The sequence below is a fragment of the Spirosoma sp. SC4-14 genome, from assembly GCF_037201965.1.
Lineage (GTDB): Bacteria > Bacteroidota > Bacteroidia > Cytophagales > Spirosomataceae > Spirosoma.
Window position 1 is genome coordinate 6,694,996 of record NZ_CP147518.1, and the last position, 24,874, is coordinate 6,719,869.

Below are 24,874 nucleotides of genomic sequence, written 5' to 3' on the forward strand. Positions count from 1 at the left end.
GGTTGGTTTCCCACCCATACGCAGGAAAGAGCAGGAAAGTTATGTTTAAAAAGAACAGCATCTTTACAAATCGCTGTCAGATTTTCTGACATCCAACGGTGTTTCTGCCGTCTATTGCCCTAAACCATCTTTTTATGAATGCCATTTTGGGAGTTATCTATCATGCTGTCGGTGGGTTTGCTTCCGGCAGTTTTTATTTGCCCTTCCGTAACGTTAAGCAATGGTCATGGGAAAGTGCCTGGATTGTGGGAGGTGTTGCCTCCTGGATTATTGTGCCCTGGGTAATGGGCGGCCTGACCGTCAACGGACTAGTTCCCAGTATAACCTCGGCTGATAGCAATACTCTTTTCTGGACTTATTTTTTCGGTGTTCTCTGGGGTATTGGCGGTTTAACCTTCGGCCTAACGATGCGGTATCTGGGTATTTCGCTCGGCATGGCCGTAGCTCTGGGCTACTGTTCGGCCTTTGGCACTCTGGTACCACCCATCTGGGAAGGTAAAACGGATTTGCTGTTGCATACCCGCACGGGTCATTTCACACTGGGTGGAGTTGCGCTATGCCTGCTTGGGATTGCCGTGTGCGGCTGGGCCGGTATGTTAAAAGAACGTGATCTCAATCCCGAACAACAGAAAGCAACAGTAGCCGAATTCGACCTTCGCAAAGGCATTATCGTTGCCACCATTTCGGGGATTCTGAGTGCCTGTTTTGCGTTTGCTCTGACCGCCGGACGGCCCATTGCCCAACTGGCGGTTACGCACGGAACCAATCCACTCTGGCAGAATAACGCCATTTATCCGGTGCTGATGTTTGGCGGCTTTACGACCAACTTCATCTGGTGCATGGTTCTAAACCGTCGGAATCGCTCGTTTGGCGATTATACAGACGCACAAACACCGCTACTGCGCAACTACATCTGGGCGCTGCTGGCCGGTACAACCTGGTATTTTCAGTTCTTCTTCTACGGGATGGGCGACAATTACCTTCCCGATGGCATCCGGTTTGCGGGCTGGACCATGCACATGGCCTTTATCATTACCTTCAGCACCCTTTGGGGCTTGGTATTGTGGGAATGGCGCGGGGCCAGCCGAAAAACCTATAGCGTTGTCTTTGCCGGTTTGTTTCTGATCGTACTATCGACCGTACTGATTGGATTAGGAACACAATCATAAATCGTTCGGCAGGATTAACAGCCGGGCCGACGTTTCGGACTTCAGCTCACCTACCCTGTAAATCCTGTCGAAAAAGTCCGAATTCCGAACGGTCTTCGTTATTTTCGTAGTTGATTCGTTTTATGAGATGAATGTTGGTTTATTTATTCCCTGTTACGTCGATCAGTTCTATCCACAGGTAGGCATTGCCACCTTGCGGTTGCTTGAGTCGCTCGGCGTTACGGTTACGTTTCCAATGGAACAAACCTGCTGCGGTCAGCCAATGGCTAATTCAGGTTTTCAGCGTCTGTCGGCAGGCTGCGATAAGAACTTTATCCAGAATTTTGCCAATTGTGATGTTGTTGTTGGCCCTTCGGGTAGTTGTGTACTGCACCTGAAAGACCATCTGCACTCCGACGAACGCCCCGACGAAGCCGCCCGGCTGCGGGCGAATGTCTACGAACTCTGCGAATTTCTGACCGATGTGCTGAAAGTTGAATCGCTTCCTAACGCCCGCTTTCCGCATCGGGTTGGCCTGCATACCAGTTGTCATGGTCAGCGTGGACTTGGCCTTTCGTCGATGTCGGAACTGGTAGCACCTACGTTTTCGAAACCTGAGCAGCTTTTGCGGATGGTTGATGGACTTGAGCTGATCGAACTTACTCACCCCGACGAATGCTGCGGTTTTGGCGGGACTTTCTGCGTATTTGAGGAAGCCCTGTCGTCGAAAATGGGAAAAGATCGGGTTGCCGATCACCTGCGTCATGGCGCCGAAGTGATTACCGGGGGCGATATGTCGTGCCTGATGCAGTTAGAAGGGGTATTACGACGTCAGAATAGCTCGGTAAAAATCAAGCATATTGCCGAAATTCTGGCTTCATAGAACTAAACAACGGATATGGAAACTGCTTCTTTAAAACATGCCGAAGCTGCCGAAGCTTTTCTGCGCGACGAAGAAAATGCCGATTGGCATAATGAAACCCTCTGGTTCGTCCGCAGCAAACGCGACCGGGCTGCTCACTCATTGCCCGAGTGGGAGCAATTGCGTGAACAGGCTTCTCAGATTAAAACCCACACACTTTCCCGGCTGGACGATTATCTGATTCAGTTGGAAGAAAATGCAAAAAAAAATGGCATTACGGTTCACTGGGCAGCCAACGGCGACGAACATAACCGAATCGTTCACAGCATTCTTCAGCAGCACAATGCCAGCAAGATTGTCAAGAGCAAATCAATGCTCACCGAAGAATGTCATCTCAACCCTTATCTAATCGAACGGGGTATCGAGGTCATCGACACCGATCTGGGCGAACGTATTATTCAGCTTCGCAATGAGCCACCGAGCCACATTGTGATGCCCGCCATCCACCTCAAAAAGAAACACATTGGCGATCTGTTTCATCAGCATCTGGGCACCGAAGCTGGGGCCGAAGATCCGCAGTATCTGACAGAAGCGGCCCGAATTCACCTCCGCCAGAAATTCCTGATGGCCGATGTTGCCATAACGGGCGTCAACTTCGCCATTGCCGAAACGGGCGGCTTTGTGGTCTGTACCAACGAAGGCAACGCCGACCTGGGTGCCCATCTGGCCAAGGTTCATATTGCCTGCATGGGCATTGAAAAAGTAATTCCAAAAGCTGAGCATCTGGGCGTTTTTCTGCGGCTGCTAACCCGATCGGCAACAGGTCAACCAATCACAACATTTTCCAGTCATTTTCGCAAACCGGGCCCGGGTCAGGAAATGCACCTCGTATTGGTCGACAATGGCCGTACGCGCCAGTTGGCCAGCCCCGATTTTCGCAATTCACTGAAGTGTATTCGTTGTGGAGCCTGCATGAACACCTGCCCGGTTTACCGGCGTAGTGGTGGACACAGTTACCACACGGCTGTAGCTGGCCCCATTGGCTCTATTCTGGCTCCCAATATTGACATGAAAGAGTATGCCGATCTGCCGTTTGCATCTACGCTGTGCGGATCGTGTTCCAATGTGTGCCCAGTCAAAATTGACATTCATCAGCAGCTCTACAAATGGCGGCAGGTACTGGGTGAAGCCGGAGCCGTTGAATCGTCGAAAAAAATGGGCATGAGCGGCATGGACGTACTCTTCAGCCATCCGTGGCTATACCGCTTTGCCGGACGTGCCGGACGGTGGCTTATGCAGAAATTTCCGTCGCTGGCTAATAAACCCAGCCTGAACCCCTGGGCTATCCACCGCGATATGCCCAAACCGCCTGCCCAAAGTTTCCGGGATTGGTATGCAGAACAAAACAAAAAAACGAATGGCTGAATCAACCACCCGCGATACTATTCTGGCTGCCATTCGACGAGGAAAACCCGATGTTCAACCGCTGCCCGCTACCATCGGTTTCGCTCCCAACATGGCGTCCGATCAGTTCGCTGATACCTTCCTGACGATGGTAAAAAATAATGGCGGACAAGCCATACGGGTAACATCGCTGGATGAAGTAAACGCCTTTCTCGGCAACGAATACGATCTTACACTACCCGTACTGAGCCGGGTTTCGGGGCTCGATATTAGCAATTTCACCCCAGCCGAAGACCTTCGGCTGCTGGACGATTTGCACCTGGTCGTACTGGAAGGGAAAGTTGGTGTGGCCGAAAATGCAGCCATCTGGGTCGATGAACCAGTTATGGGTATTCGGGCACTACCGTTCATTACCCTCAATCTGGCCCTTGTGGTATCCGAAAAAAACATTGTAGGCAACATGCACCAGGCCTATCCCCGCATCGATACCAGCGTGGGTTTTGGCGCTTTCATTGCCGGTCCTTCTAAAACCGCCGACATTGAACAATCGCTGGTTATTGGCGCCCACGGCTCCAAAACGTTAACGGTGTTTCTGCTTGCGGATGCTGGACATTAGTCGTTAGACAACTTTCAGAAACTAACCAACATCCAATGACTAATGTCCAGCATCCAATATCTTTCCGCCCGAACGTGAGAATCAGCGGTTAATAAGCTTTTGAGCCTATACATTCATAAACCAATCTATGCAGCTCAATCGCAGGCTTTTTCTGAAACAATTAGGCTTTGGTGCCGCCAGCGTTAGTCTTCTGTCTTCGCTACCAATCGACACATGGGCTAAGGGCACTACGAAACTTCTCCGTAGTACGCCCGAAGCCCAGGGTATGTCGTCGACCGAAATTCTGAACTTCCTCAATGCTGTTGAAGAAAAGAAACTCAATGTCCACAGTGTAATGGTTTTGCGGCACGGTCACGTTGTTGCCGAAGGCTGGTGGGCCCCCTATGCACCCAATCTCAAACACACTCTTTACTCACTCAGTAAAAGCTTTACGTCAACAGCAGTTGGACTGGCCGTCGCCGAAAAACGCCTGACTGTTGAGGATAAAGTAATCAAATTTTTTCCGAACGATCTACCTGTCACCGTTAGCGAGAATCTGGCTGCCATGCGGGTAAAAGACCTGCTCACAATGTCGACCGGGCATGATAAGGAACCTGCTGTTCGCTCCGAAAAAAACTGGGCTAAAGCGTTTCTGGCTCAACCTGTCGAGCATAAGCCCGGCACATTTTTTCTCTACAATAGCATCGCTACATACATGCTCTCGGCCATTGTGCAGAAACTTACCGGACAAACCGTGCTGGCCTACCTAAAACCTCGCCTGTTCGACCCGCTGGGCATCGAAGGCGCCGATTGGGAGGTCGACCCACAGGGGATTAATACAGGTGGTTGGGGCCTTCGCCTGAAAACGGAAGATATTGCCCGGTTTGGGCAGCTATTCCTTCAGAAAGGCGTATGGAACGGTAAACGGCTGGTAGCGGCCGATTGGATCGAAGATGCGACTAAGTTCGAGATTCAGTCGAAGGGTGGATCGCGCCCGAAAGAAGAGAACGATTGGTTGCAGGGCTATGGCTATCAGTTCTGGCGTTGTCGACATGATGCCTACCGGGGCGATGGCGCATTCGGGCAATATTGTATTGTTATTCCGAAAGAAAATATGGTAGTGGCAATCACCAGCGAAACCAGCGATATGCAGGGTGTTCTGGACAATGTCTGGAACCACCTGTTAGGAGCCGTAAAGGGTAAAGTCCTACCTGCCGACGACCTTGCTCAGGCAAGCCTGAAGAGAAAACTGACAACACTCGCGCTGCCGATTCTGAATGTAAAATCAACCTCGCCCATTGTGGCTCAGATCGACGGCAAGCCGTTCGCTATGGCCGAAAATTCGCTGCACGTTAAAACCGTTTCGCTCAATTTTGGCAAAGACGGCGGTATCTTTACCATACAGGACGATCAGGGCCAACACCGGATCAACTGCGGCATGGGGCGTTGGGTCGTAAAAGAAACCGACTTGTCAGCCCTTCCACTCAAACTAACGCCAACAAAAATTCCGGGCGAAACCCAAACTAAAATCGCTTCGAGCGGCACCTGGACCGATCCCAACACCTTTGTGCTGACAGTTCGGTTCATTGAAACGGCTCACTACGAAACGATTACCTGCACATTCGACAACAACAATCTGAAAGTCGAATTCAGGAAAAGTCTGGCCATTCTTAATTCGTCCGTTAAAGACGACCGTCCTGTTCTGCAGGGGCAGGTACAGTAATCCATCTTTTCAACAGGATTGCCAGGATTAGTTGGGCCAGCTATTTTCAAAAATAATCCTGGTAATCCTGTCGAAAAAAGAACATGTAACAGTGATCAGCCAAACGCGATCAATATCAATAACTTTGTTGCTGATAACTGATCACGTTTAGCTGATCACTGTATTTATTATGTGGAAAAAAATTGGCGTAGGGGTGCTGCTGGTGTTAGTTGTCGTAGGGATATGGCAGCAGGAATTGATTAGCTATGGCTGGATGCAGGCAAAGGGCCAACTACACATCCTCTGGAATACCGAACCTGTCGATGAGGTCCTGGCCGATCCAGCTTATCCTGACTCACTCAAACAAAAAATAGAACTTATCCGCGAAATCAAACGTTTTGCTATTGACAGCCTTGGACTGGACAAGTCGGGCAGTTACGAGTCGTTTTACGATCAGCATGGCAAACCAATTCTATGGGTTATAACGGCAGCCGAGCCTTATCAACTTGTTGCCCGCCAATGGCATTTCCCAATTATTGGAACGTTTTCATACAAAGGTTTTTTTGAGAAAGATCGTGCCGACTCTACTGTGTCGGAACTGAATCGAGAAGGCTACGATACACGCATCAGTGAAGTGTCGGCCTGGTCGACATTAGGATTTTTAAATGATCCCATCCTGTCCAGCTTTCTCGACCGCCGTGTTGGGAGTCTGGCCGAACTGATCATTCATGAGTTAACGCACGGAACACTGTTCGTTAAAAACAGTTTAGAATACAATGAGAATCTGGCCGATTTCGTGGGCGAATATGGTGCCTTACGTTTTCTGGCTCAGAAATATGGGAAAGACTCGACACCTTATCGGGATTATCTGGCTACCAAAGCATTCTATGAACGCTATGACGACCATATTCTGCGAGGCACCCGAAAACTCGATAGTTTGTATCACAGTTTTAAACCCACAACGGCCCTTGCAGTCAAAGATTCACTGAAGTGGCAAACCATCCGGCAAATTGTGGTCTCGTCGGATACATTGAGCGACGAACGGAGTAGTTCAGCTACACGTTCAGTAAAAAAACGGCGTTTGAACAAACTAAACCTACCGAATAATGCGTACTTTATTGGTTATCTGACCTATCGAAAACAGCAAAATCGGTTTCGACAGGAGTTTGAAAATCAGTTCGGTGGCAATTTTAAGCGGTATCTAACATACTTAAAACAAACCTATCCATCTTTGTAAACGAAGTCCAGAAGGGCGGTTGTTCCTATGAAGAAATTAGTAATAAGCATCGGTATTCTTTCTGTTCTGGGCACAGGTTTCACGGCACTGAACACCTATCGACGCGTGGTCAATAATAGTTTTGGTCCGGGAGAACATCTTGAATATCGGGTCCACTATGCCTTTATCAATGCAGCCGAAGCCGTTGTTGATGTAAGTCCTACCTTATATAAAGTGAATGACAGGCCCTGCTATCGGGTCAATGTCGATGGTCGTACGGTTGGCGCTTTCGATCTGGTAACCCGGATTCGGGATACCTGGCGCTCCTATATCGATACATCGGCTATTCTCCCACAGAAATTCTATACGAATCTACAGGAAAATAATTACCGTAAGGAGGAGAATATTACGTTTAACCACGAAGCAAACACGGTAAAAGCCGAAGAGCGCACAGAAAAAGATGTGTTTAAAGTGCCCGACAATGTGCATGACCTTATTAGTGGTTATTATTTCCTGCGCACCATCGACTTTAGTAAAATAAGCAGTGGGCAAGTGATTGAAGTACCTGCTTTCTACGACGATACGGTTTATAATATGAAGGTTCGGTATCGAGGAAAAGACATAATCAAAACCAAGCAGGGTAAAATTAATGTGCTGAAACTAAATCCTGTTCTGCCGCAAAACAAGCTATTTAAAGATGAAGAGTCGATTCGGATCTTTGTTTCTGACGACGTCAATAAAGTACCCGTGAAAGTGGAGGTCGATTTGTGGGTAGGCTCAATGGTGATGGATCTTAAGCGTAATAGCGGCCTAAAACAGTCGCTGCATTTTTATTAACGATTCACGACAGCAAGTGTCGTAAGCGTATCAATCCTCGTTCCAGCGCTGTTAATCGATTCCAGCGTAAGTTATAAAACGGCTCTTCCGATGCGCCAAAACTTCGGTAGAAATCCACGATGGAGGACTTAACCGGACTTTCAAAATCGAATATACTGTTTGTACCCGCATACGCCCGGATGACCTGATCGATCAGCAGCGTCCGGGCATTTTTTGTGCGCCCCGTTGCCGATGCGGCATTGAACAGGTAAATAATTCGGTTGCCTTCGCGCACAAACAACGCCCCGGCTTCGATCCTGCCCTGCTGAGCAGCATAGTATAATATTCCGAAGCCGCGACTCATTAGTTCGTTGCCCAAACGATCAAATAACGCATAAGCCCAATCGGCAACTCCACCGTCGATGGTTTCGGCATGATTGATACGAAACAAATTTAGTAAGGGTTGCAGGTCAGTTGATTCAACCACTGTCCAGTTAGCGGCTTCGGCCCGGCGCAGGTTCAGTTTCCGGTCACGCGAATAGTTCTGAAAAAGCGTCGCGTAATCTGCCGACAAATCCAGTATATGTGTTGCGAGCTGACTTACTTCGGCCCAAACCGGGCGACGACTTACCTGGCGAAGGCACAATTTTGTTCCATAACGAAACAAGTGCGAAACAGCCTCCAAGAACGGGTCAGTATCGACCTCATCGACGCTAAACACGGCCAGAAACTGACAAAAAAACGGCTGGTGGACAACCCATCGGTGCATTAGCCCGGCAATGCCTTTTCGTCGTAACGGAATTGGCATAACAGCCTTATAACTGCCTTTTTCATCGAACAGCACCAGGCCCTCCCATTGCCAGTCGGGAGCGGGCAAAACGGCATCCAGATACCACGAATAGCCATACAAAACCCGCTGCGCCGACAACGCTACACAGGCATCCCACGCCAATGTATCGATCTGATGGCGAGGCACACGTTTGGGTACTAAGAAGTCGGACACAAAAGCTACGGCTGGTAATCAGGCAAATGTATAACGCCGTATGGAAGTAATAGCAAGCGTTACTTAAACTTGGTCTTTAGCTTTTCAATTGAAGCGCGGGTTTCGGCATTTTTCGTCACCAGATCGCTGATGGTCTGGACGGCGTGAATCACCGTACTATGGTCGCGGCCGCCGAAATGATAGCCAATCGATTTGAGCGACAGATCAGTTTTTTCTTTCGCCAGATACATCGCCACCTGACGCGGATATACCAGTTCCCGCTTCCGGCTTTTGGCCTTCAGGTCGGCAATGGTTACGCCAAAAAAATCAGCAACCATTTCCTGAACTGAATCGATGGTTACTTCCCGCTCCGAATCGACAACGATGTTCCGAAGGGTTTGCTTGGCCAGTTCCAGATCAATTTCGCGCCGGTTCAGCGATGCCTGTGCAATGAGCGATACAATTACGCCTTCCAGTTCTCGAACATTGGTATTGACGCTGTGCGCCAGATACTCGATTACGTTGTTGTCGATATAAATTCCTTCGGCCTGAAGCTTTTTCTGGATAATAGCAATCCGCGTTTCCAGATCGGGCGTCTGCAAATCGGCCGAAAGCCCCCACTTGAACCGCGACAGCAGCCGGTCTTCCAGTCCGTCGAGCGCACGAGGTGCACGGTCGGAGGTCATAATGATCTGCTTGCCCGACTGATGCAGGTGGTTGAAGATATGGAAGAAAATTTCCTGCGTCTTTTCTTTCTTTTGCAGAAACTGCACATCGTCGATCACCAGCACGTCTACCTGCATATAGAACGCCGTAAAATCGCGAATGCTATCGGTTCGAATGGCGTTCAGGAACTGGTTCGTAAACTTCTCCGACGTTACGTAGAGTACGAACTTATCCTGATTCTTATTCTTAATATAGTTACCAATGGCCTGCACCAGATGCGTTTTGCCCAGCCCTACGCCCCCATGAATCATGAGTGGGTTGAACGACGTAATGCCCGGCCGCTCGGCTACGGCATACCCCGCTTGCCGTGCCAATCGGTTGCAGTCGCCTTCAACGTAGTTATCGAAGGTATAGGAAGGGTTCAGATAGGAATCGAGCGTGAGCGAATCCAGATCTTTCAGCTCAAACGGGCTCTTCAGAATATCAGGATTAACATTGTCGGGTTTGGCCGTCTGCGGGGTTTTCGTGGTTGGCACATTAACCGTCAGCGGGCGATTTTGCTCATTTCCCTTATCGACAATGATCGAGTATTCGAGCTGCCCATCCCGACCAATGGCCGTATCGAGTGCTTTCCGCAGGGCATGCACGAAGTTTTCTTCGAGCCATTCATAAAAAAACTCGCTTGGCACCTGAATTGTCAGAACGTTTCCGTTCAGACGAAGCGGTACAATGGGCTCAAACCAGGTATTAAAACTTTGTTCGGGTACAATCTCCCGGATAACATTCAGACAGCGATTCCACACCGTCATTACTTCACGCTGCATGGTTGGCTGAGTAGTTACATTCACGGGAGTACGTCATTGTTACGTTGGTGTCGCAAAAAAGGGAGACAAATGTAGGGAATTATCTGACCGGAGCTACCGGGCCCGGCCACGTTTTTTTGATATTTGTTTTAACTGCTCATACCATTTCCTGCTTCATTAAGCTAAAATTAATCGTTTCTAACGGAAGGTCAATGAGCCAGAGTAATCCCTTCGAATAATCCAACATCAGTGGTAATTAACTGGTTAATTTAGCAAGGTTGTCCCCGGAAATAGAAAATATTACTTTTACCTGGCTGTTTCACTGGCCTTACCTATGGAATCACTTTTTTCTGAAATTTTCCCAGCCGCCGATAAGTCAGTGTGGCTGAATCAGGTGCTGAACGAAAGCAAACCCAGCCGTGCTGGTACTTCCGAATCAATTGAATCGATTTATGAAGCCTTACGCTGGCCTACTGCCGAAGGCTTTACGGTTGAGCCATACTACACGCCCGACGATTTAGCTTCTCTTCCGCTCCACCGTATTCAGCAGGCACAAAAGCAAACACCGGGTTGGCTAACAGCGCCGACCTATACCGTTACCGACGAAAAGGCAGGTAACCTGGCAATCCATCAGGCTATTCAGAATGGTGCAGATGCTCTTGTTTTATCGTTGAAAAAACGACCCGCGCTGAGTAGCGATATGCAGTTGCTGGCACGATTGCTCGATGGAATAAAACTTAGTGAAACACCCATTTTTTTCAAGACAAATGATGCCCTAAAGCTGGTTGAAACACTTGACCATATTGCCCCCTACCAGATCAAAGGCGGTTTGCTATACGATCTGCCAAACCAATCGGTACAAGAATACGGCCAGACAATTGCTACTGTAACGCGAGCCACCGCCAGCTCGCCACACTTTTACACGATTTGCGCCAGTAGTCATTCGTTTCATAATGCCGGAGCTACGGCTTCGCAGGAGTTGGCTTTTACACTCGCTTATCTTGCCGATTTATACGACTACCTGACTGATTCCGGGTTATCAATTGAACAACTCATTGCCAAAACCATGCTATCGGTGGCAGTCGGGACCAGTTATTTTATGGAGATTGCCAAACTGCGGGCGCTCCGGGTTCTGTTTAACCGACTATGCAGTTTCTACACGCCAGGCAACCCTGGCGTGTTTGTTCATGCACAGACCTCTACGTTTTACAATGCTACGGCAACACCCTATACAAATATGCTGCGGGCCACAGCAGAAGCCATGGCCGCCGTTGTAGGCGGTTGCAACGCCTTAACCATACCTCCGTATGATACCGTTCTCGGGCAGTCAGGCTCTGAGTTTTCTGACCGCATTGCTCGAAATATATCGATTCTGCTTAAAGAAGAAAGCCATCTGGACAAAGTTGCCGATCCGTCGGCAGGAGCCTACTACATCGAAAGCCTGACCAATCAACTGACAGAATCGGCCTGGTTACTGTTTCTGGATGTTGAAAAACAGGGCGGTTATGAACAGACAATGACCAGCGGTTTTATTAAGCAGAAAATCGATCAGGCCTATCAGACAAAAGTCGAAGCCATTCGCAACGGAAACGTAATCGTCGGCGTCACAAAGTTCCGATCCGATGAAGGAATTAGCGTCAACATTGCAGAAGAAACCAAGGCTGACTCATTACCCGTTCGGCGGTTAGCCAGCGAATTCGAATAAACCCAACCCGCCATGAAACCCGACTTCGCACAGATACTTAATTCAACAGCAACTACCGGCAAGGAGCCAACGGCCACAAAACCATTCACGACTGCCGAAGGCATTAAGCTAAAGCCGCATTTTATGGCCGACGATGTAGAGCGCTACTATCTGGGAACATTACAGGCTGGAGTACCACCATTTCTGCGTGGGCCTTATGCCAGTATGTATGTGAGGCAACCGTGGACAATTCGGCAATATGCAGGTTTTTCAACAGCCGAAGCGTCGAATGCCTTTTATCGGCGTAATCTGGCGGCCGGGCAAAAAGGGCTGTCGGTTGCATTCGATCTGGCCACGCATCGGGGCTACGATTCCGATCATCCGCGCGTTGTGGGCGATGTCGGCAAGGCAGGTGTAGCCATCGATACGGTGGAGGATATGAAAATTCTGTTCAATCAGATTCCGCTCGATCAGATGTCGGTATCGATGACCATGAACGGCGCGGTTATACCAATCATGGCATTTTATATCGTAGCTGCCCAAGAACAGGGCGTTTCCCCCGAAAAGCTATCGGGTACGATTCAGAACGATATTCTGAAAGAGTTCATGGTACGGAATACCTACATCTACCCGCCCGAACCGTCGATGCGCATTGTGGGCGATATTTTTGCCTATACGAGCCAGCACATGCCCCGGTTCAACTCCATCAGTATTAGTGGCTACCATATGCACGAAGCAGGCGCACCCGCTCAGCTTGAGTTGGCTTATACGCTGGCCGATGGGCTCGAATATATTCGAACAGGCTTACGGGCTGGAATGAAAATCGATGATTTTGCCCCGCGGCTGTCGTTTTTCTGGGGAATCGGCATGAATCACTTTATGGAGATTGCCAAACTACGGGCAGGACGGCTGCTATGGGCTAAAATTGTTCGGCAGTTCGATCCGAAAAATCCAAAATCGATGGCGTTGCGGACCCACTGCCAAACATCGGGCTATAGCCTTACCGAGCAGGACCCGTTTAACAATGTTGCCCGAACAACCATCGAAGCCACAGCGGCTGTGCTGGGCGGCACGCAGAGTCTACATACCAACTCTCTCGACGAAGCCATTGCCCTGCCTACCGACTTTTCGGCACGAATCGCCCGCAATACCCAGCTTTATCTGCAACATGAAACCGATATTACCCGCGCTATCGACCCGTGGGGCGGCTCCTACTACGTTGAGTTTCTAACAACCGAACTGGTCGAAAAAGCCTGGGCACTAATTGACGAAGTCGAGCAGCTTGGCGGCATGACCAAAGCCATCGAAACGGGCCTTCCCAAACTTCGTATCGAAGAAGCAGCAGCCCGAAAGCAAGCCCGAATCGACAGTGGCAAAGATGTTATTGTGGGTGTCAATCGCTACAGGCCCGAATCAGAAACCGAAATTGAGCTGCTCGACATCGACAACCAGGCCGTTCGTGAAGCGCAAATCAAACGCCTGAACGATGTGAAGGCAACGCGCCATAACCAGAACGTAGCGCAGGCTCTTGAGGCCCTTACAAAAGCCGCCGAAAACCGAACATCGAAAACCGAAAACCTTCTCGCTCTTGCCATCGAAGCCGCTCGGGAACGAGCCACGCTTGGCGAAATTTCTGATGCTATGGAAAAAGCATTTGGCCGTCATAAAGCCACTATCCGCGCCGTATCGGGTGTTTATTCGGCCGAAGTGTCGGACGATGAAAATTTCCGACTGGCCCGCGAACTGAGCAACCGCTTTGCCGAACTCGATGGCCGCCGTCCGCGTATTCTGGTTGCCAAAATGGGCCAGGATGGTCACGACCGGGGTGCCAAAGTTATTGCTACCAGCTTCGCTGATCTGGGCTTCGATGTCGATATGGGGCCGTTGTTTCAGACACCAGCCGAAGTTGCCAAGCAGGCTGCCGAAAACGATGTACATATCGTAGGTGTATCGAGTCTGGCAGCAGGCCATAAAACACTAGTTCCGCAGTTGATAGAGGAACTCAAAAAAATTGGCCGCGACGATATCATGGTTATTGCGGGCGGGGTCATACCCGCTCAGGACTATCAGTTTCTGTATGATGCGGGTGTTAAAGGCATATTTGGCCCCGGCACCATCATTTCGGTAGCTGCCCAGAAGATACTCAGGGAATTGATGCAGGACTAAGTTTTTCGTATCTTCACCAACACCGATGCCTAACTGACGATGAAAAAGCCGAATTTATTAACGGCGAAGTCATTATGCATGCGCCTGTCAAACGAAAGCACCTCCGCGCTTGCCATAACCTGACGACTTTATTACGCGTTTACGTACAGGCAAATTGTTTAGGCGAAGTTGATTCTGAAAAGGCAATGGTTTCGCTGACTCGTAATGACTATAAGCCCGGCATTTGCTTCTGGCGTAAAGAAGTAGCGGATACGTTCGATGATGAAACGGTGTAACATCCGGCACCAGCTCTGGCTGTCGAGATTCTGTCGAAAGGAACAGCTAAACGCGAACGAAGCAACTCCCGTTGAGGATATAAAATTTGACGATTATGCCGCTCTGGGTATCCGCAAATACTGGCTTGTCGATCCAGCCCGGCAAACGGTCGAACAGTTTCGGCTGGACGAAGAATTTACTGAGCAACTAGTCCATATTTCCTCTTCGGCTGCTGAATCTGGTTTATGCACGCTACCTAAACGGTCGATAAGTTTTAGCACCATTAACCGACTTTTTCATGTTACGTGATTACCTACAAACTCCCTATGAATATGAAAATCGGAATTATTGGAGCCGGTCATATTGGCCACACCTTAGCCCGGCTATTTGTTCGGGCAGGCCACGAAGTCGCCCTAAGCAATTCGCGCGGCCCGGAATCGCTGAACGACATTATCAACGAGCTTGGTCCTGATGCACACGCCGACACGATCGATAATGCAGCCGCCTTTGGCGAAGTTATTCTACTGGCTGTTCCCTGGCGTTCGCCGGAAGCATTACCTCACCCCGACCTGGTGGCCAATAAAATTGTTATCGACGCCATGAACCCCTATGCAGCCGATTCAACAATTATCGATTTAGGCGACTCGACATCAAGCGAAGAAATAGCCCACCGGCTACCCGATACGCGGCTCGTTAAGGCGTTCAATACGATCTGGTATAAACACCTGGCCGAACACAGCGACTCGTCGAAACCTGCCGAAGAACGGCTGAGCATCTGTATGGCCAGCGATGATCCAAATGCCAAAATGATTATAGCTGGCCTCATCAATAATATTGGGTTTACGGCTGTAGATGCTGGCTTATTACGCGAGGGTGGTCGAAAGCTTCAACCAGATTCGCCCATATATGGCAAAATTTTAACGCCTGCAGAAGCTCAGTATGCACTGAGCAATTTCTGATAAACAACGAAGACCGCCTTTGCAAAGGCGGTCTTCGTCAAACGAATCATTGAAACCGATAACTAGCTATCGTTCAGTATTTATTGACAATTGAATCGGGCAAAAATTTCACGTCGATACCCGTTGCTTTCATCAGATTGGCCCGGTTGTTAGGTCCATCGGCATAGGCCGGATTAACTACCATCGATCGGTTATAGTAATACGAAGCCAGTTCCAGTTTCTGCCGGTTATTCTGATTAAACCCTTCAGTCTGATAAATTACGCCAAGATTGTTATAGGCAGGTGCATAGGCATTGGCAGCCCGTATGGTTTGCTTATAATAATACTTGGCCGAATCGACATTCGGGATAATTTTCTGGAATACATACGCCATTGAAAAATAGGCTTCACCAAAATTAGGATAGATCCGGGTCGACTGCTGAAGGTGATCCAGCGCCCAACGGCCGTGTTTATTGGCATGGGCAATATTGGTATCGATCAGTGTCTGCGCCTTTTTGATCTGCTCGGGAGACGGTTTGGGCTTAATGGCATTGGTTGCGTTGGCAATCGAATCGGCTTTGGTTCGATCTTTCAGTCCTTTTTCAATCCATTCGTTGGCGACATGCCGCTGTACCTGACAGCTATTGGGCGCATACGGCAAGGCCGAATTGAACAGAATAAAATTGTTTTCCCAATCGCGATTTCGTTCAACGGTCTTGAAAGCATAAAGTCCTGTTACCAGGGCCATTATGCCTAGCACAGGCGCATAACGGGTCAGGAGTGGCTTTGCCGTTGATTCAGTACTCCCGGCCGGTTTAACCAATAGTTTCTGTAGGGCCCAGATCAGAATAAAGCCAAAGCCCATAACAGCCGCATAGGCAAACCGTTCGGCAAAAATACCGCCCCGCAACCAGATAAAACCCAGACCGGGAGCCATCGTAACAAAAAACCAGAACAGGCCAAAGCCCCAGAGGGTGCGCTTCATAAAACCTTTCCAGGCAAGCCAGGCCATACCTACAAAGGCAAAGAAACCAGCCCAGGTTAACAGATCGCCTTTACCCCCCGATGGAATAACATTGTATGAATAATCATAGACCAATGGATGGGGAAAAACCAACAGCCGGAGATAATAGATCAGAAACTTAAAGGTGGTCGATTTCTGCGTTTTTTCGATCGCATACGGATAGTTCGCCCAGTCGACGGGAGGATTGCCGCTCAGGGTGCCGATCATTTTCTGTTTCTGATAGAAAAATAATGCCGTAACAAGCAGAAATGGCCACAGACTAATCATCGACTGCCATACATTCCGGCGCGCAAACCAATATTGCATGGCCGGAATCAGAGCCAAACTGACAATAGACGACTCTTTCGAGAGGAACGCCAGATAAAGCGATACGCAGGCTCCGGCAATCCAGCCCCGCTGTTTTGTTTCCAGATACCGCCAGTACGATAGCAGCATCAACGAAATAAACATAAAGCTCAGGATTTCGTCGCGACCTTTAATATTCGCCACAATTTCGGTATGGATGGGATGAGCCATAAAAACTACCCCAATCAGAAAAGCAGTAATCGTTTGCCCCGGCAACCATTTCTGTAATAAAGCACCAATTGCCAAACCAGTTATGGCATACAGGATTGCATTAATTACATGGCTGATATTCGGGTTATCCTTAAAGTATTCCTGCTCAACAGCAAACGTGATGAGCGACAACGGCCGGTAGTAGCCCAGCGAAATATTACTGAAGTGCCAGAACTCAGTTCGTAGCAAGTCTGGAATTCCAGCCAGCCCTTTTTTCACAAACAGATTTTGGCCTACAGCCGCAATATCGTCGAGCGCATACTGATGCCCAAACGTATTTACATACAGCAGAAAACCAAGTAGTGCCAGCGCTGCCAGCGGCCACCATACCACCGGACGTTTTTCGATAGGCAGATCAGTTGTATCGGCAGATTTGGGAGTTGCTTGACGAACGGGGGGCCGCATCGTAGTCTCTGTAGTACGATTAGCAACCGGACGACTGGCAGAGGGAGTCAGAGCAGGTTTAGGAGCAACCGGGCGGTTTGGCCGATCCTGACCTGGCCCTGAAGGTTGTTTTTTTTTAGCCATAACAGCAGGTAACTCGTCTTTTTTATGGGCAATTTTTAGGGAAATTTGTAGTTACTTAGCTAATCACACAGGCCAAGTAGATTCTTTTCTCTTTTTCTCACAGGTAAAGTTCCGCAAGAATGTCAGTAAAATCAATCCAGATGCCTTATCATCTTAAAAGTATTCTTGCTGGACTTAGTTTACTTATGGTGCTCGGCGGCTGTTTACGAACCGCAACACCAGGTTCGACAGGCCGGGGCTCAACCGAACCTACCCGCGATGATAACCTGGCACTGGGCAATCCAAGTGGCGCTTCGACCAACACCCCCGACAATTATTTGCTCGTCAGATCGGCTTATGTAGTGTCGTACAGCAAAAGCCGGGGCATTGCAAACTGGGTAAGCTGGCACCTGAGCTCAGCCTGGAAAGGCGATAGCAAACGAACCAACGATTTTCGACCCGATGCTGCTCTGCCCACAGGCTGGTATGTTGCCCGGCCATCAGAGTATACCAATACGGGTTTCGACCGTGGACACCTCTGCCCTTCCGACGATCGTGATGGATCGCCCGAAGACAATGCCGCTACCTTTCTTCTAACCAACATCGTGCCACAAGCCCCCCGACACAACCGCGAAGTTTGGAAAAATCTGGAAGATTACGAACGCCAACTAATCACATCGGGTAACGAGGTATACGTTATTGCTGGTACATATGGTACTGGAGGCACCGGCCAGAACGGCTATGCAACCAAACTTGCCAATGGTAAGCTGACCGTTCCGGCAACGCTCTGGAAGATTATTATTGTGCTTCCAACCGACTCTAACGATGCCGAACGCGTTTCTACCGATACCCGCATCATAGCGGTAAATATTCCTAACAATCAAACCGCTGCCGATAAACCCTGGCGCGCTTATCTAACAAGCGTCGATGCACTGGAAGAGTTAACTGGCTACAATTTTCTCTCAAATGTTCCTACTGGAATCCAGCGAATTATTGAAGCAAGAATCGACGGCAGCAACAGTTAAAAAACGTACTTCACAGCAACGGTTTTCTAACAAAAAAGCGGACGAACGTCCGCTTTTTTGTTAGGGCATAGCAACTTCCAAGGGTACTTCTACCGGAATTCGTTGCGTACGATGCCTCAATACGGCAATAGCTTCGGCCTCATCGGCGAAACTTCCGTTTACATTAACCATATGCCGGGCCAGCACATCATAGCGCTTTCGCATGAGCAAAAAGAATATTTGCAGAAAATCCAGTCCATCGAAAATAATAGCCTGATTTTGAGCATATTTATCGATCGTTTTCTGAAAAAAAGTTGGATGTTCTGTCCAGTGCATACCGGGCCTAACGTGGTGGCTAATATGATAGCCATCATTCCAGCATTTTTTATTGTATTTCACATTGATGCACGTAATGCTGTTTTTATAGGCATTTCCGGGGTCGTCTATATCAACAAAAGCGTGTTGTGTCCAGTTGCCCATCATGGCAATCAGTCGATAAATAACCAGCGGCAGCAAAAAAACGAGCACCGTGGCCGGCCAGTTGATGAAACATAAAATGGCACAAATTATCCCAAACGTGATTTCGCCGGTCATGGCACGACTAGCCAGTTTTGTCCGATTTTTCCGGCGCAGGTAGCCTAATAAATTGTGCACACCCAGCACAAAAAACTGCCCAAAATAGCTCAGAAAGCTTCGGAACGAATCTCGTTGAAACGCCATTGTACTGCTATCATCGTCTTCAAGATTGTTTTCGGGGTGGTGCATACCGATATGATGGCTGTAGTAGGTTTCGGGGGTATGCCCAAAAAACGGAGCCAGCACCCACGGCAGGTAATTGTTGAGCCAGGAATATTCCGGTTTAAAAAATGGGCGATGGCTGGTGCAATGAAGCATCAGGCCAAATGGGCCTTTAAACACAAAATTGCTGATATAGAAATGAACGGCAGCTACTGCCCACCAGACCCAGCCGGTCACAAAAGGCATAAACAGCAGTATTGCCAGCGGAATCAGGGTTAAGCTTATACGAATTGTTAGGTATACGAACGGTAAATCACGTTCGTCTTTAATATATTTTAAGAAATATTGATCAAGCTGGTTATAAGTTCGACCCGTAAATGTCGGGTCATGAATAGCACCCAGTACTTTCATTGACTATACGGTGGTTAAAAGGTTAAGTAGTTAAAAAAATAGGGCAGTTCCGATTGGTCTGTATCGACAATCGAAACTGCCCTAATTATATGGATAACGAAAAAAACAAATTTAAATTGGACGTTTTCGAATTAAGCGTATTATTAATTTGTTAAACGTTGAATATGTAAATCGTTCCAAGATAAAACTATCTTTCCATTAAAAGAATGCCAGATCACATTCTTACTCTAATTTTTTCTCAACTGCGTGACCGCCAAACTCATTTCGGAGAGCCGCTACAACCTTACCAGTAAAGGTATCATCCTGTAGTGAACGATAGCGGGTTAGCAGCGAAAGCGCAATCACTGGTGTAGGCACGCCCAGATCGAGAGCCGTTTCCAGCGTCCATTTCCCTTCGCCCGATGAGAACATTTTTCCTTTGATGCCCTCCAGTTTGGGGTCTTTGCTAAACGCATCCTGTGCAAGCTCCATTAGCCAGCCCCGAATTACCGAACCATGGCTCCACATTTTGGCAACGGCTTCAAAATCGTAGGGGAACTGGCTCTTTTCCAACACTTCAAATCCTTCGGCAATGGCCTGCATCATGCCATATTCGATTCCATTATGAACCATTTTGCAGAAGTGTCCACTACCTGCCGGGCCAGTATACAGATAGCCGTCTTCAACCGAAACCTGCCTGAAAACCTCGTGTAGTGGTTCAATTACGTCTGGGTCACCGCCAACCATGGTACAGGCGCCATTCAGCGCGCCACTTATGCCACCACTGGTACCGCAATCGAGAAACCCAATCCCTTTTTCTTTAAGATAAGCATGTCGACGGAGCGAATCTTTGTAATGCGAATTACCACCGTCGATCAGCACATCACCAGGTTGCAAAAAAGCCAGTAGCTGCTCAATCACTTTGTCGATAAGGGCTCCGGCCGGAATCATCAGCCACAAAACTCGTTTTTCGGGTAGTGCATGATATAAATCTTCCAGCGAGTTCACTCCCTGGGCACCTTCCGTTTTTACGGCATCAACCAATGTCTCATTAATGTCGTAACCAACGACCGAATGGCCATGATGAACCAGGTTACTGACAAGGTTGAACCCCATCTTTCCTAAGCCAATGAATCCTATGTGCATAACGTTCAATGATTTGATCAGTCAAATTGACGATTTTTTCTGAACCCTTGGGTATCTGCTGTTGCAGAGAGGCAAACTGGCTCAGTATGTTCTTATTACTTTATGAATACCCCAATAAACCACAATTCCAACTACTGCCCCTATCGAATCGGCAACTAGATCTCCCCAGTCGGCACTTCGATTGATAGGGAGTATATATTGAAGTACTTCGATCAAGGCACCAAATAGAATACCAATTATCAAGGTTAGGTTTACGCGCATACCGGCCTCCGCCCAAAGTAGTGTGAAGAGCGCAAAAATGGCCATATGCTCCAGTTTGTCGCTAATATCTGTCAGCACTTCCGGGATCTGGTCATGAGGAGCTAAACAGCCAATCAGAATAACAATGGTCCAGCCAATAGCCAGCCAGCGCACAATAGAGGAGTAGTTCATTTAGTCAAAAAATCTATACCGCTTTCCTTATAGCTAGAAACTGCGTTTAAGTCTATTGGCTGTAATCAACAGAAAAAACGTCATTAACGTTACCAGATAAACCACGTTTCTGGAATCAATTAACCCTTTTCCGAGTGCCCGGTATTGCTCATCCAAAGCGATATAGGAAAAGTAATATCCAAAGCCGCCTAAGGCACCCATACTGGCTATGGCACTTAGGCCGACATACAGCAGAAAACAAAAGAACACCCCCAACACAAAAGCAACAACCTGATTGTCGTTAAGCGACGAAGCCCAAAGTCCGATAGCGACAAAGACCCCGGCTAACAATACCAGTCCGATATAAGAGCCAAATACGGCCGCCGAATCGATATTTCCTATGGGAGAGCCCAGTTGATAGAGGGTGATATAGTACACGATCGTTGGCAATATAGTTAACACGACCAATAGCCAGCTTGCCAGAAATTTGCCGCCTACGATGCGCCAGCGACTAACCGGTTTAGTCAGCAACCATTCCAGTGTACCGGTGCGTACTTCATCGGCAAGTGAACGCATGGTTATGGCTGGCACCAGAAAGAGCATGACATAGGGGGTTAGATTAAAAAAAGCCCCCATATCGGCATAGCCATTTTCGAGCAGGCTGGTATCCGGGAATACCCAAAGCATTAACCCTATAGCCGTCAGAAATACAGCCATAATGATGTAAGCAATCGGCGACGAGAAAAATTGATTAATCTCCTTACGAAAAATAGCCCCCATAGTCTAAATCAGTTTATGGTTTATGGCTTATCGTTTATGGTTTATGGGTGCTTTGCCGATTAGTACCCTCAACTGTGGAGCAATCATAAACCGTTAACAATAAACCATAGACCACATTCCATTTTCAATCAAACGGATTATTCTTGTTTCGGCGTATGAATGCCGCAATAATCAGCGAAAGCAGTGCGCCCATAATAATGGTCCCAAACACGCCAGCAATAAACGTAAAACCAGGCGATTGAAACTTCTGCGAAAACTCGAGTGCCTGGTCAATTTGCTCGTCAGACATATTCTGATTTTCCAGCCGTTCGCGTGCCTGTTCAAATGCGCGTTGCTGAATAGTCGGGTCAATCACAACGTTATAGAAAGTAGAAAATGCCGAAGCCAGTATACCTGCCACTCCCGAAAGCAGTGCGCCCATACCAACGCCTTCGCCATACGACATAAACCCTCCGTTTACTTTTCGGTACTCCTGCATAGCCAGAATCAGGGCCGCTATCATTACCGCCAAGGTTAGCACGGAGAACCATGGATTGGTGGTTTGGTCAGTCAGGTACAGAACCAGCGTTATTAACATCAAAACAATACCCAAAATGACGCCCCATTTTAGGGCAAGGCGTGTAGAAGATGGTTGTTCGTTCATAATTCGATAGCCCAGACAGAGCGCTTATGAGTGATTCGGGAGTGATTATGGCCCGTTTTATCGCAATACATTATAATCCTGCTTTCGGAAAAGCAGCGAAATAATCAATACAGGGAGCACCGCCAGCGCTGTTTTTTTCGTCAGTTCATCGGGCAGCAGTACGCCGGGCGTCATGGTGCTAACCTTTGTCCATTGATCGTTAAACGTTTCAGGACCAAATTGATCGACCAGTTGTTTTTTGCCCTCCAGCAGCAGCTTTTTCGAGTTTACAATATATTCGGCAAATACGGTAGTGTCGACCTGAGTAACGAAGAAATAAATTAGCCACCCCGTTACGAGTGCGGCAATCGTATTGATCACGTAACAAATGGTTATTCCTTCCCAAAGGTGAAGCATTCCATGACCAATATACTTCCGATAATACCACACGGTGGCGATCATCATAATAATATGAATACCAAAATCGAGAACCCGAATATTACCCAGTGGAGGAACATCCAGCGCATAAAGAGCCAGAAAATAAAGAAAACATAAAAAGCCCGTTACCAGTCCGGCCAATAGCGGGAGCTTTAATAAGGGGTGGTTAAAATAGGTAATAATGTCTTTCATGTATTGTGGTTAAATTGCCCCTGATGCACAGTGCCAACCACACGGCCAGTGAGTGTCTGCCCCAAAAACGGTGAATTTCTGGATTTTGAAACTGTGTGGTCATATGCCCAGCGTGCAGTTGGATCAAACAACGTCAGGCAGGCGGGTTGCCCTTCGGCAATGGTTACGGCAGGTAATCGCAAAATTTGGCGTGGCCCACTGGTTACTTTCTCAATGAGCTGCGTCAGCGTTAAGACCGGATTGTGAGTAAGTACAGATGCAAAAGCTGTTTCGAGACCAATCATACCGAATTCGGCCAGATCGAACTCTACATTTTTACTTTCGGCATCCTGAGGTGTATGGTCCGACACGATAGCATCGATTGTATTATCGGCCAGCCCTGCCCATAAGGCAGCCACATCGGCCGACGATCGAAATGGCGGATTCACTTTCAGATTGGTATCAAATCCGGCCAGGGCGCTATCGTCGAATACAAGCTGATGCGCAGCCACATCGCAGCTAACCGGCATTCCCTGCGCTTTGGCGTTCCGAATCAGTTCGACCGACCGAGCCGACGAAATTGTTGAAAAATGCAGTGCAGGCGCTTCTCCCCCCTGGCCCAGCTTCTCTGCACCGAGCACATAATCGAGCAGGCGCAGGTCACGTTCAATCATTATCTCTTCGGCTAGAGCCGGCATTCCTTTCAACCCCAGCAACGTGCTCTGCATTCCTTCGTGCATCTGTCCAAAAAGCGTCAGCCTGGTTTCTTCGGGTCGGTTCATCAACAAGCCATTGACTGGCTGGAGGTATTGCAGTGTTTTCAGGAGCAGATCGGGATTCTGGAGCGGATGATGCCCATCAGTAAACGCTACAGCTCCGGCGTGGTGCAGATCGAGCATTTCCGTAAAATCGTCTCCGGCGGCTTTTTTAGTAATAGCTGCCGTAACATGAATAGTTACGGGCTGCCCCTCGGCCATGCGTCGAACATAACCAAGCATCCCTTTCGAATCGACAATGGGTTGCGTATTGGGCAGCACCACGATGTCGGTAAAACCACCGGCCGCAGCCGCCCGACAAACACTTGCCAGATCTTCTTTATGTTCAAAACCGGGGTCCTGTGCCGATACACGCATATCGACCCAGCCAGGAGAAACATGCAGATTAGGCACATCGATAACCTGAACACCTGCCTCTGCGGTTAGCTGGGTGCCGATTTGCCGAATAAGGCCATTAATAATCAAGAGATCAAAAATCTGCCCATCAAACGACGAAGCAGCATCAACAATACGAACGGAGCGAAGTAAGAGTTGCATAACCTTTACCCCCTTTCGGCTTATACCAAAGAGGGGGACATGGGGTAAGGTAATTGAAAAAAAGGCTCCACGGCAGTTAGCCAGTTGGAGCCTTCCCGAATATTAGTACTGATGAATCAGGCACCAACCAATTCCTGATAAGCGTCGGCCGTCAGCAATCCATCTGTCTGACTTGCATCAGCCGGTTTTACACGAACAATCCAGCCTTCGCCATAGGGATCACTATTGAGCAGTTCGGGCGATTTTTCGATAGCATCGTTCAGTTCCAGCACTTCACCTGCTATGGGCAAGAACAGGTCCGATACTGTTTTTACGGCTTCGACCGATCCAAAAACCTCGCCCTGACCGAGCGTTTGCCCAACCGTTGCCACGTCTACATAAACAATATCGCCCAACTCATGTTGAGCAAAGTCAGTAATGCCGATCACAGCCGTGCCGTCATCTTCTAGCCGAATCCACTCGTGATCCTGCGTATAACTCAATTCTGCGGGGAAATTCATTGCGAGGTGTAATTTATACGCACAAAATACGGTAGACT

At 48.5% G+C, this 24,874-nt stretch carries 24 protein-coding genes; 13 read left to right on the forward strand and 11 right to left on the reverse strand.

Annotation, left to right across the window (positions count from 1 at the left end):
* Positions 1 to 134: 134 nt before the first annotated feature.
* The 7 genes from rhaT (at position 135) to WBJ53_RS27670 (ending at position 7,764) form a co-directional block, all read left to right on the forward strand.
* Positions 135 to 1,169: an L-rhamnose/proton symporter RhaT gene (rhaT, locus tag WBJ53_RS27640; protein WP_338872316.1), complete on the forward strand. Its 1,035-nt coding sequence runs from the start codon at positions 135 to 137 to the stop codon at positions 1,167 to 1,169.
* A gap of 127 nt (positions 1,170 to 1,296) precedes the next feature.
* On the forward strand, positions 1,297 to 2,031 hold the full coding sequence (locus WBJ53_RS27645) for a (Fe-S)-binding protein (RefSeq protein ID WP_338872318.1): 735 nt from the start codon (positions 1,297 to 1,299) through the stop codon (positions 2,029 to 2,031).
* Positions 2,032 to 2,046: 15 nt separating this feature from the next.
* Complete coding sequence (locus tag WBJ53_RS27650) at positions 2,047 to 3,435, forward strand: lactate utilization protein B (protein WP_338872320.1); 1,389 nt, start codon at positions 2,047 to 2,049, stop codon at positions 3,433 to 3,435.
* Entirely contained in the window at positions 3,428 to 4,030 is a 603-nt protein-coding gene (locus WBJ53_RS27655; protein ID WP_338872322.1) for an LUD domain-containing protein, read from the forward strand. Before WBJ53_RS27650 ends, WBJ53_RS27655 begins: the two co-directional genes overlap by 8 nt.
* Positions 4,031 to 4,157: 127 nt before the next feature.
* Positions 4,158 to 5,732, forward strand: coding sequence for a serine hydrolase (locus WBJ53_RS27660; RefSeq protein ID WP_338872324.1), 1,575 nt, complete (start codon positions 4,158 to 4,160; stop codon positions 5,730 to 5,732).
* Positions 5,733 to 5,901: 169 nt separating this feature from the next.
* Positions 5,902 to 6,948: an aminopeptidase gene (locus WBJ53_RS27665; RefSeq protein WP_338872326.1), complete on the forward strand. Its 1,047-nt coding sequence runs from the start codon at positions 5,902 to 5,904 to the stop codon at positions 6,946 to 6,948.
* 27 nt (positions 6,949 to 6,975) lie between these two features.
* Positions 6,976 to 7,764: a DUF3108 domain-containing protein gene (locus WBJ53_RS27670; protein ID WP_338872328.1), complete on the forward strand. Its 789-nt coding sequence runs from the start codon at positions 6,976 to 6,978 to the stop codon at positions 7,762 to 7,764.
* Positions 7,765 to 7,768: 4 nt separating this feature from the next.
* On the opposite strand, the gene WBJ53_RS27675 is transcribed toward WBJ53_RS27670, so the two are convergent.
* Positions 7,769 to 8,746, reverse strand: coding sequence for a GNAT family N-acetyltransferase (locus WBJ53_RS27675; protein ID WP_338872330.1), 978 nt, complete (start codon positions 8,744 to 8,746; stop codon positions 7,769 to 7,771).
* Between the two features lie 59 nt (positions 8,747 to 8,805).
* Positions 8,806 to 10,215, reverse strand: a complete 1,410-nt coding sequence (gene dnaA / locus WBJ53_RS27680; protein WP_338877244.1) for a chromosomal replication initiator protein DnaA — start codon at positions 10,213 to 10,215, stop codon at positions 8,806 to 8,808.
* 313 nt (positions 10,216 to 10,528) lie between these two features.
* Between dnaA and WBJ53_RS27685 the strand changes: the two genes are divergently transcribed.
* The 5 genes from WBJ53_RS27685 (at position 10,529) to WBJ53_RS27705 (ending at position 15,258) form a co-directional block, all read left to right on the forward strand.
* Positions 10,529 to 11,899 (forward strand): methylmalonyl-CoA mutase family protein, encoded by a 1,371-nt coding sequence (locus tag WBJ53_RS27685; protein WP_338872332.1) that lies wholly within the window; start codon positions 10,529 to 10,531, stop codon positions 11,897 to 11,899.
* Between the two features lie 12 nt (positions 11,900 to 11,911).
* Positions 11,912 to 14,044 carry a methylmalonyl-CoA mutase gene (gene scpA, locus WBJ53_RS27690; RefSeq protein WP_338872334.1) on the forward strand — a complete coding sequence of 711 codons (2,133 nt, stop codon included), beginning with the start codon at positions 11,912 to 11,914 and terminating at the stop codon, positions 14,042 to 14,044.
* 74 nt (positions 14,045 to 14,118) lie between these two features.
* On the forward strand, positions 14,119 to 14,319 hold the full coding sequence (locus WBJ53_RS27695) for a hypothetical protein (RefSeq protein WP_338872336.1): 201 nt from the start codon (positions 14,119 to 14,121) through the stop codon (positions 14,317 to 14,319).
* Positions 14,303 to 14,608, forward strand: coding sequence for a Uma2 family endonuclease (locus WBJ53_RS27700; RefSeq protein WP_338872338.1), 306 nt, complete (start codon positions 14,303 to 14,305; stop codon positions 14,606 to 14,608). Before WBJ53_RS27695 ends, WBJ53_RS27700 begins: the two co-directional genes overlap by 17 nt.
* A 23-nt stretch (positions 14,609 to 14,631) precedes the next feature.
* Positions 14,632 to 15,258 (forward strand): NAD(P)-binding domain-containing protein, encoded by a 627-nt coding sequence (locus WBJ53_RS27705; RefSeq protein ID WP_338872340.1) that lies wholly within the window; start codon positions 14,632 to 14,634, stop codon positions 15,256 to 15,258.
* Positions 15,259 to 15,331: 73 nt separating this feature from the next.
* Here WBJ53_RS27705 and WBJ53_RS27710 read toward each other — a convergent pair whose 3' ends face one another.
* A complete protein-coding gene (locus tag WBJ53_RS27710) occupies positions 15,332 to 17,344 on the reverse strand; it encodes a tetratricopeptide repeat protein (RefSeq protein WP_338872342.1) in 2,013 nt (670 codons plus the stop codon).
* A 140-nt stretch (positions 17,345 to 17,484) separates the two neighbouring features.
* On the opposite strand from WBJ53_RS27710, the gene WBJ53_RS27715 reads away from it, so the two are divergent.
* Positions 17,485 to 18,348 (forward strand): DNA/RNA non-specific endonuclease, encoded by an 864-nt coding sequence (locus WBJ53_RS27715; RefSeq protein ID WP_338872344.1) that lies wholly within the window; start codon positions 17,485 to 17,487, stop codon positions 18,346 to 18,348.
* A gap of 60 nt (positions 18,349 to 18,408) precedes the next feature.
* On the opposite strand, the gene WBJ53_RS27720 is transcribed toward WBJ53_RS27715, so the two are convergent.
* The 8 genes from WBJ53_RS27720 to gcvH form a co-directional block, all read right to left on the reverse strand.
* A complete protein-coding gene (locus WBJ53_RS27720; protein WP_338872346.1) occupies positions 18,409 to 19,476 on the reverse strand; it encodes a fatty acid desaturase in 1,068 nt (355 codons plus the stop codon).
* A gap of 222 nt (positions 19,477 to 19,698) precedes the next feature.
* On the reverse strand, positions 19,699 to 20,601 hold the full coding sequence (gene gnd / locus WBJ53_RS27725) for a phosphogluconate dehydrogenase (NAD(+)-dependent, decarboxylating) (RefSeq protein ID WP_338872348.1): 903 nt from the start codon (positions 20,599 to 20,601) through the stop codon (positions 19,699 to 19,701).
* Between the two features lie 81 nt (positions 20,602 to 20,682).
* The gene (locus tag WBJ53_RS27730) at positions 20,683 to 21,033 is read right to left on the reverse strand and encodes a VanZ family protein (protein WP_338872350.1); all 351 of its coding nucleotides are present in this window, start codon (positions 21,031 to 21,033) and stop codon (positions 20,683 to 20,685) included.
* Between the two features lie 33 nt (positions 21,034 to 21,066).
* A complete protein-coding gene (gldF, locus tag WBJ53_RS27735) occupies positions 21,067 to 21,792 on the reverse strand; it encodes a gliding motility-associated ABC transporter permease subunit GldF (protein ID WP_338872352.1) in 726 nt (241 codons plus the stop codon).
* Between the two features lie 124 nt (positions 21,793 to 21,916).
* Positions 21,917 to 22,435 carry a DUF4199 domain-containing protein gene (locus WBJ53_RS27740; protein ID WP_338872354.1) on the reverse strand — a complete coding sequence of 173 codons (519 nt, stop codon included), beginning with the start codon at positions 22,433 to 22,435 and terminating at the stop codon, positions 21,917 to 21,919.
* Positions 22,436 to 22,492: 57 nt separating this feature from the next.
* Positions 22,493 to 23,044, reverse strand: a complete 552-nt coding sequence (locus WBJ53_RS27745; RefSeq protein WP_338872356.1) for a DUF4199 domain-containing protein — start codon at positions 23,042 to 23,044, stop codon at positions 22,493 to 22,495.
* Complete coding sequence (locus tag WBJ53_RS27750; protein WP_338872358.1) at positions 23,041 to 24,336, reverse strand: dihydroorotase; 1,296 nt, start codon at positions 24,334 to 24,336, stop codon at positions 23,041 to 23,043. Before WBJ53_RS27750 ends, WBJ53_RS27745 begins: the two co-directional genes overlap by 4 nt.
* A 116-nt stretch (positions 24,337 to 24,452) precedes the next feature.
* Complete coding sequence (gene gcvH / locus WBJ53_RS27755) at positions 24,453 to 24,836, reverse strand: glycine cleavage system protein GcvH (RefSeq protein ID WP_338872360.1); 384 nt, start codon at positions 24,834 to 24,836, stop codon at positions 24,453 to 24,455.
* Positions 24,837 to 24,874: the final 38 nt, after the last annotated feature.

Coding starts and splice junctions, on each gene's coding strand:
- rhaT (WP_338872316.1), top strand. CDS start 135: ATGAATGCCATTTTGGGAGTTATCTATCATGCTGTCGGTGGGTTTGCT.
- WBJ53_RS27645 (WP_338872318.1), top strand. CDS start 1,297: ATGAATGTTGGTTTATTTATTCCCTGTTACGTCGATCAGTTCTATCCA.
- WBJ53_RS27650 (WP_338872320.1), top strand. CDS start 2,047: ATGGAAACTGCTTCTTTAAAACATGCCGAAGCTGCCGAAGCTTTTCTG.
- WBJ53_RS27655 (WP_338872322.1), top strand. CDS start 3,428: ATGGCTGAATCAACCACCCGCGATACTATTCTGGCTGCCATTCGACGA.
- WBJ53_RS27660 (WP_338872324.1), top strand. CDS start 4,158: ATGCAGCTCAATCGCAGGCTTTTTCTGAAACAATTAGGCTTTGGTGCC.
- WBJ53_RS27665 (WP_338872326.1), top strand. CDS start 5,902: ATGTGGAAAAAAATTGGCGTAGGGGTGCTGCTGGTGTTAGTTGTCGTA.
- WBJ53_RS27670 (WP_338872328.1), top strand. CDS start 6,976: ATGAAGAAATTAGTAATAAGCATCGGTATTCTTTCTGTTCTGGGCACA.
- dnaA (WP_338877244.1), bottom strand. CDS start 10,215: ATGCAGCGTGAAGTAATGACGGTGTGGAATCGCTGTCTGAATGTTATC.
- WBJ53_RS27685 (WP_338872332.1), top strand. CDS start 10,529: ATGGAATCACTTTTTTCTGAAATTTTCCCAGCCGCCGATAAGTCAGTG.
- scpA (WP_338872334.1), top strand. CDS start 11,912: ATGAAACCCGACTTCGCACAGATACTTAATTCAACAGCAACTACCGGC.
- WBJ53_RS27695 (WP_338872336.1), top strand. CDS start 14,119: ATGCATGCGCCTGTCAAACGAAAGCACCTCCGCGCTTGCCATAACCTG.
- WBJ53_RS27700 (WP_338872338.1), top strand. CDS start 14,303: ATGATGAAACGGTGTAACATCCGGCACCAGCTCTGGCTGTCGAGATTC.
- WBJ53_RS27705 (WP_338872340.1), top strand. CDS start 14,632: ATGAAAATCGGAATTATTGGAGCCGGTCATATTGGCCACACCTTAGCC.
- WBJ53_RS27710 (WP_338872342.1), bottom strand. CDS start 17,344: ATGGCTAAAAAAAAACAACCTTCAGGGCCAGGTCAGGATCGGCCAAAC.
- WBJ53_RS27715 (WP_338872344.1), top strand. CDS start 17,485: ATGCCTTATCATCTTAAAAGTATTCTTGCTGGACTTAGTTTACTTATG.
- WBJ53_RS27720 (WP_338872346.1), bottom strand. CDS start 19,476: ATGAAAGTACTGGGTGCTATTCATGACCCGACATTTACGGGTCGAACT.
- gnd (WP_338872348.1), bottom strand. CDS start 20,601: ATGCACATAGGATTCATTGGCTTAGGAAAGATGGGGTTCAACCTTGTC.
- WBJ53_RS27730 (WP_338872350.1), bottom strand. CDS start 21,033: ATGAACTACTCCTCTATTGTGCGCTGGCTGGCTATTGGCTGGACCATT.
- gldF (WP_338872352.1), bottom strand. CDS start 21,792: ATGGGGGCTATTTTTCGTAAGGAGATTAATCAATTTTTCTCGTCGCCG.
- WBJ53_RS27740 (WP_338872354.1), bottom strand. CDS start 22,435: ATGAACGAACAACCATCTTCTACACGCCTTGCCCTAAAATGGGGCGTC.
- WBJ53_RS27745 (WP_338872356.1), bottom strand. CDS start 23,044: ATGAAAGACATTATTACCTATTTTAACCACCCCTTATTAAAGCTCCCG.
- WBJ53_RS27750 (WP_338872358.1), bottom strand. CDS start 24,336: ATGCAACTCTTACTTCGCTCCGTTCGTATTGTTGATGCTGCTTCGTCG.
- gcvH (WP_338872360.1), bottom strand. CDS start 24,836: ATGAATTTCCCCGCAGAATTGAGTTATACGCAGGATCACGAGTGGATT.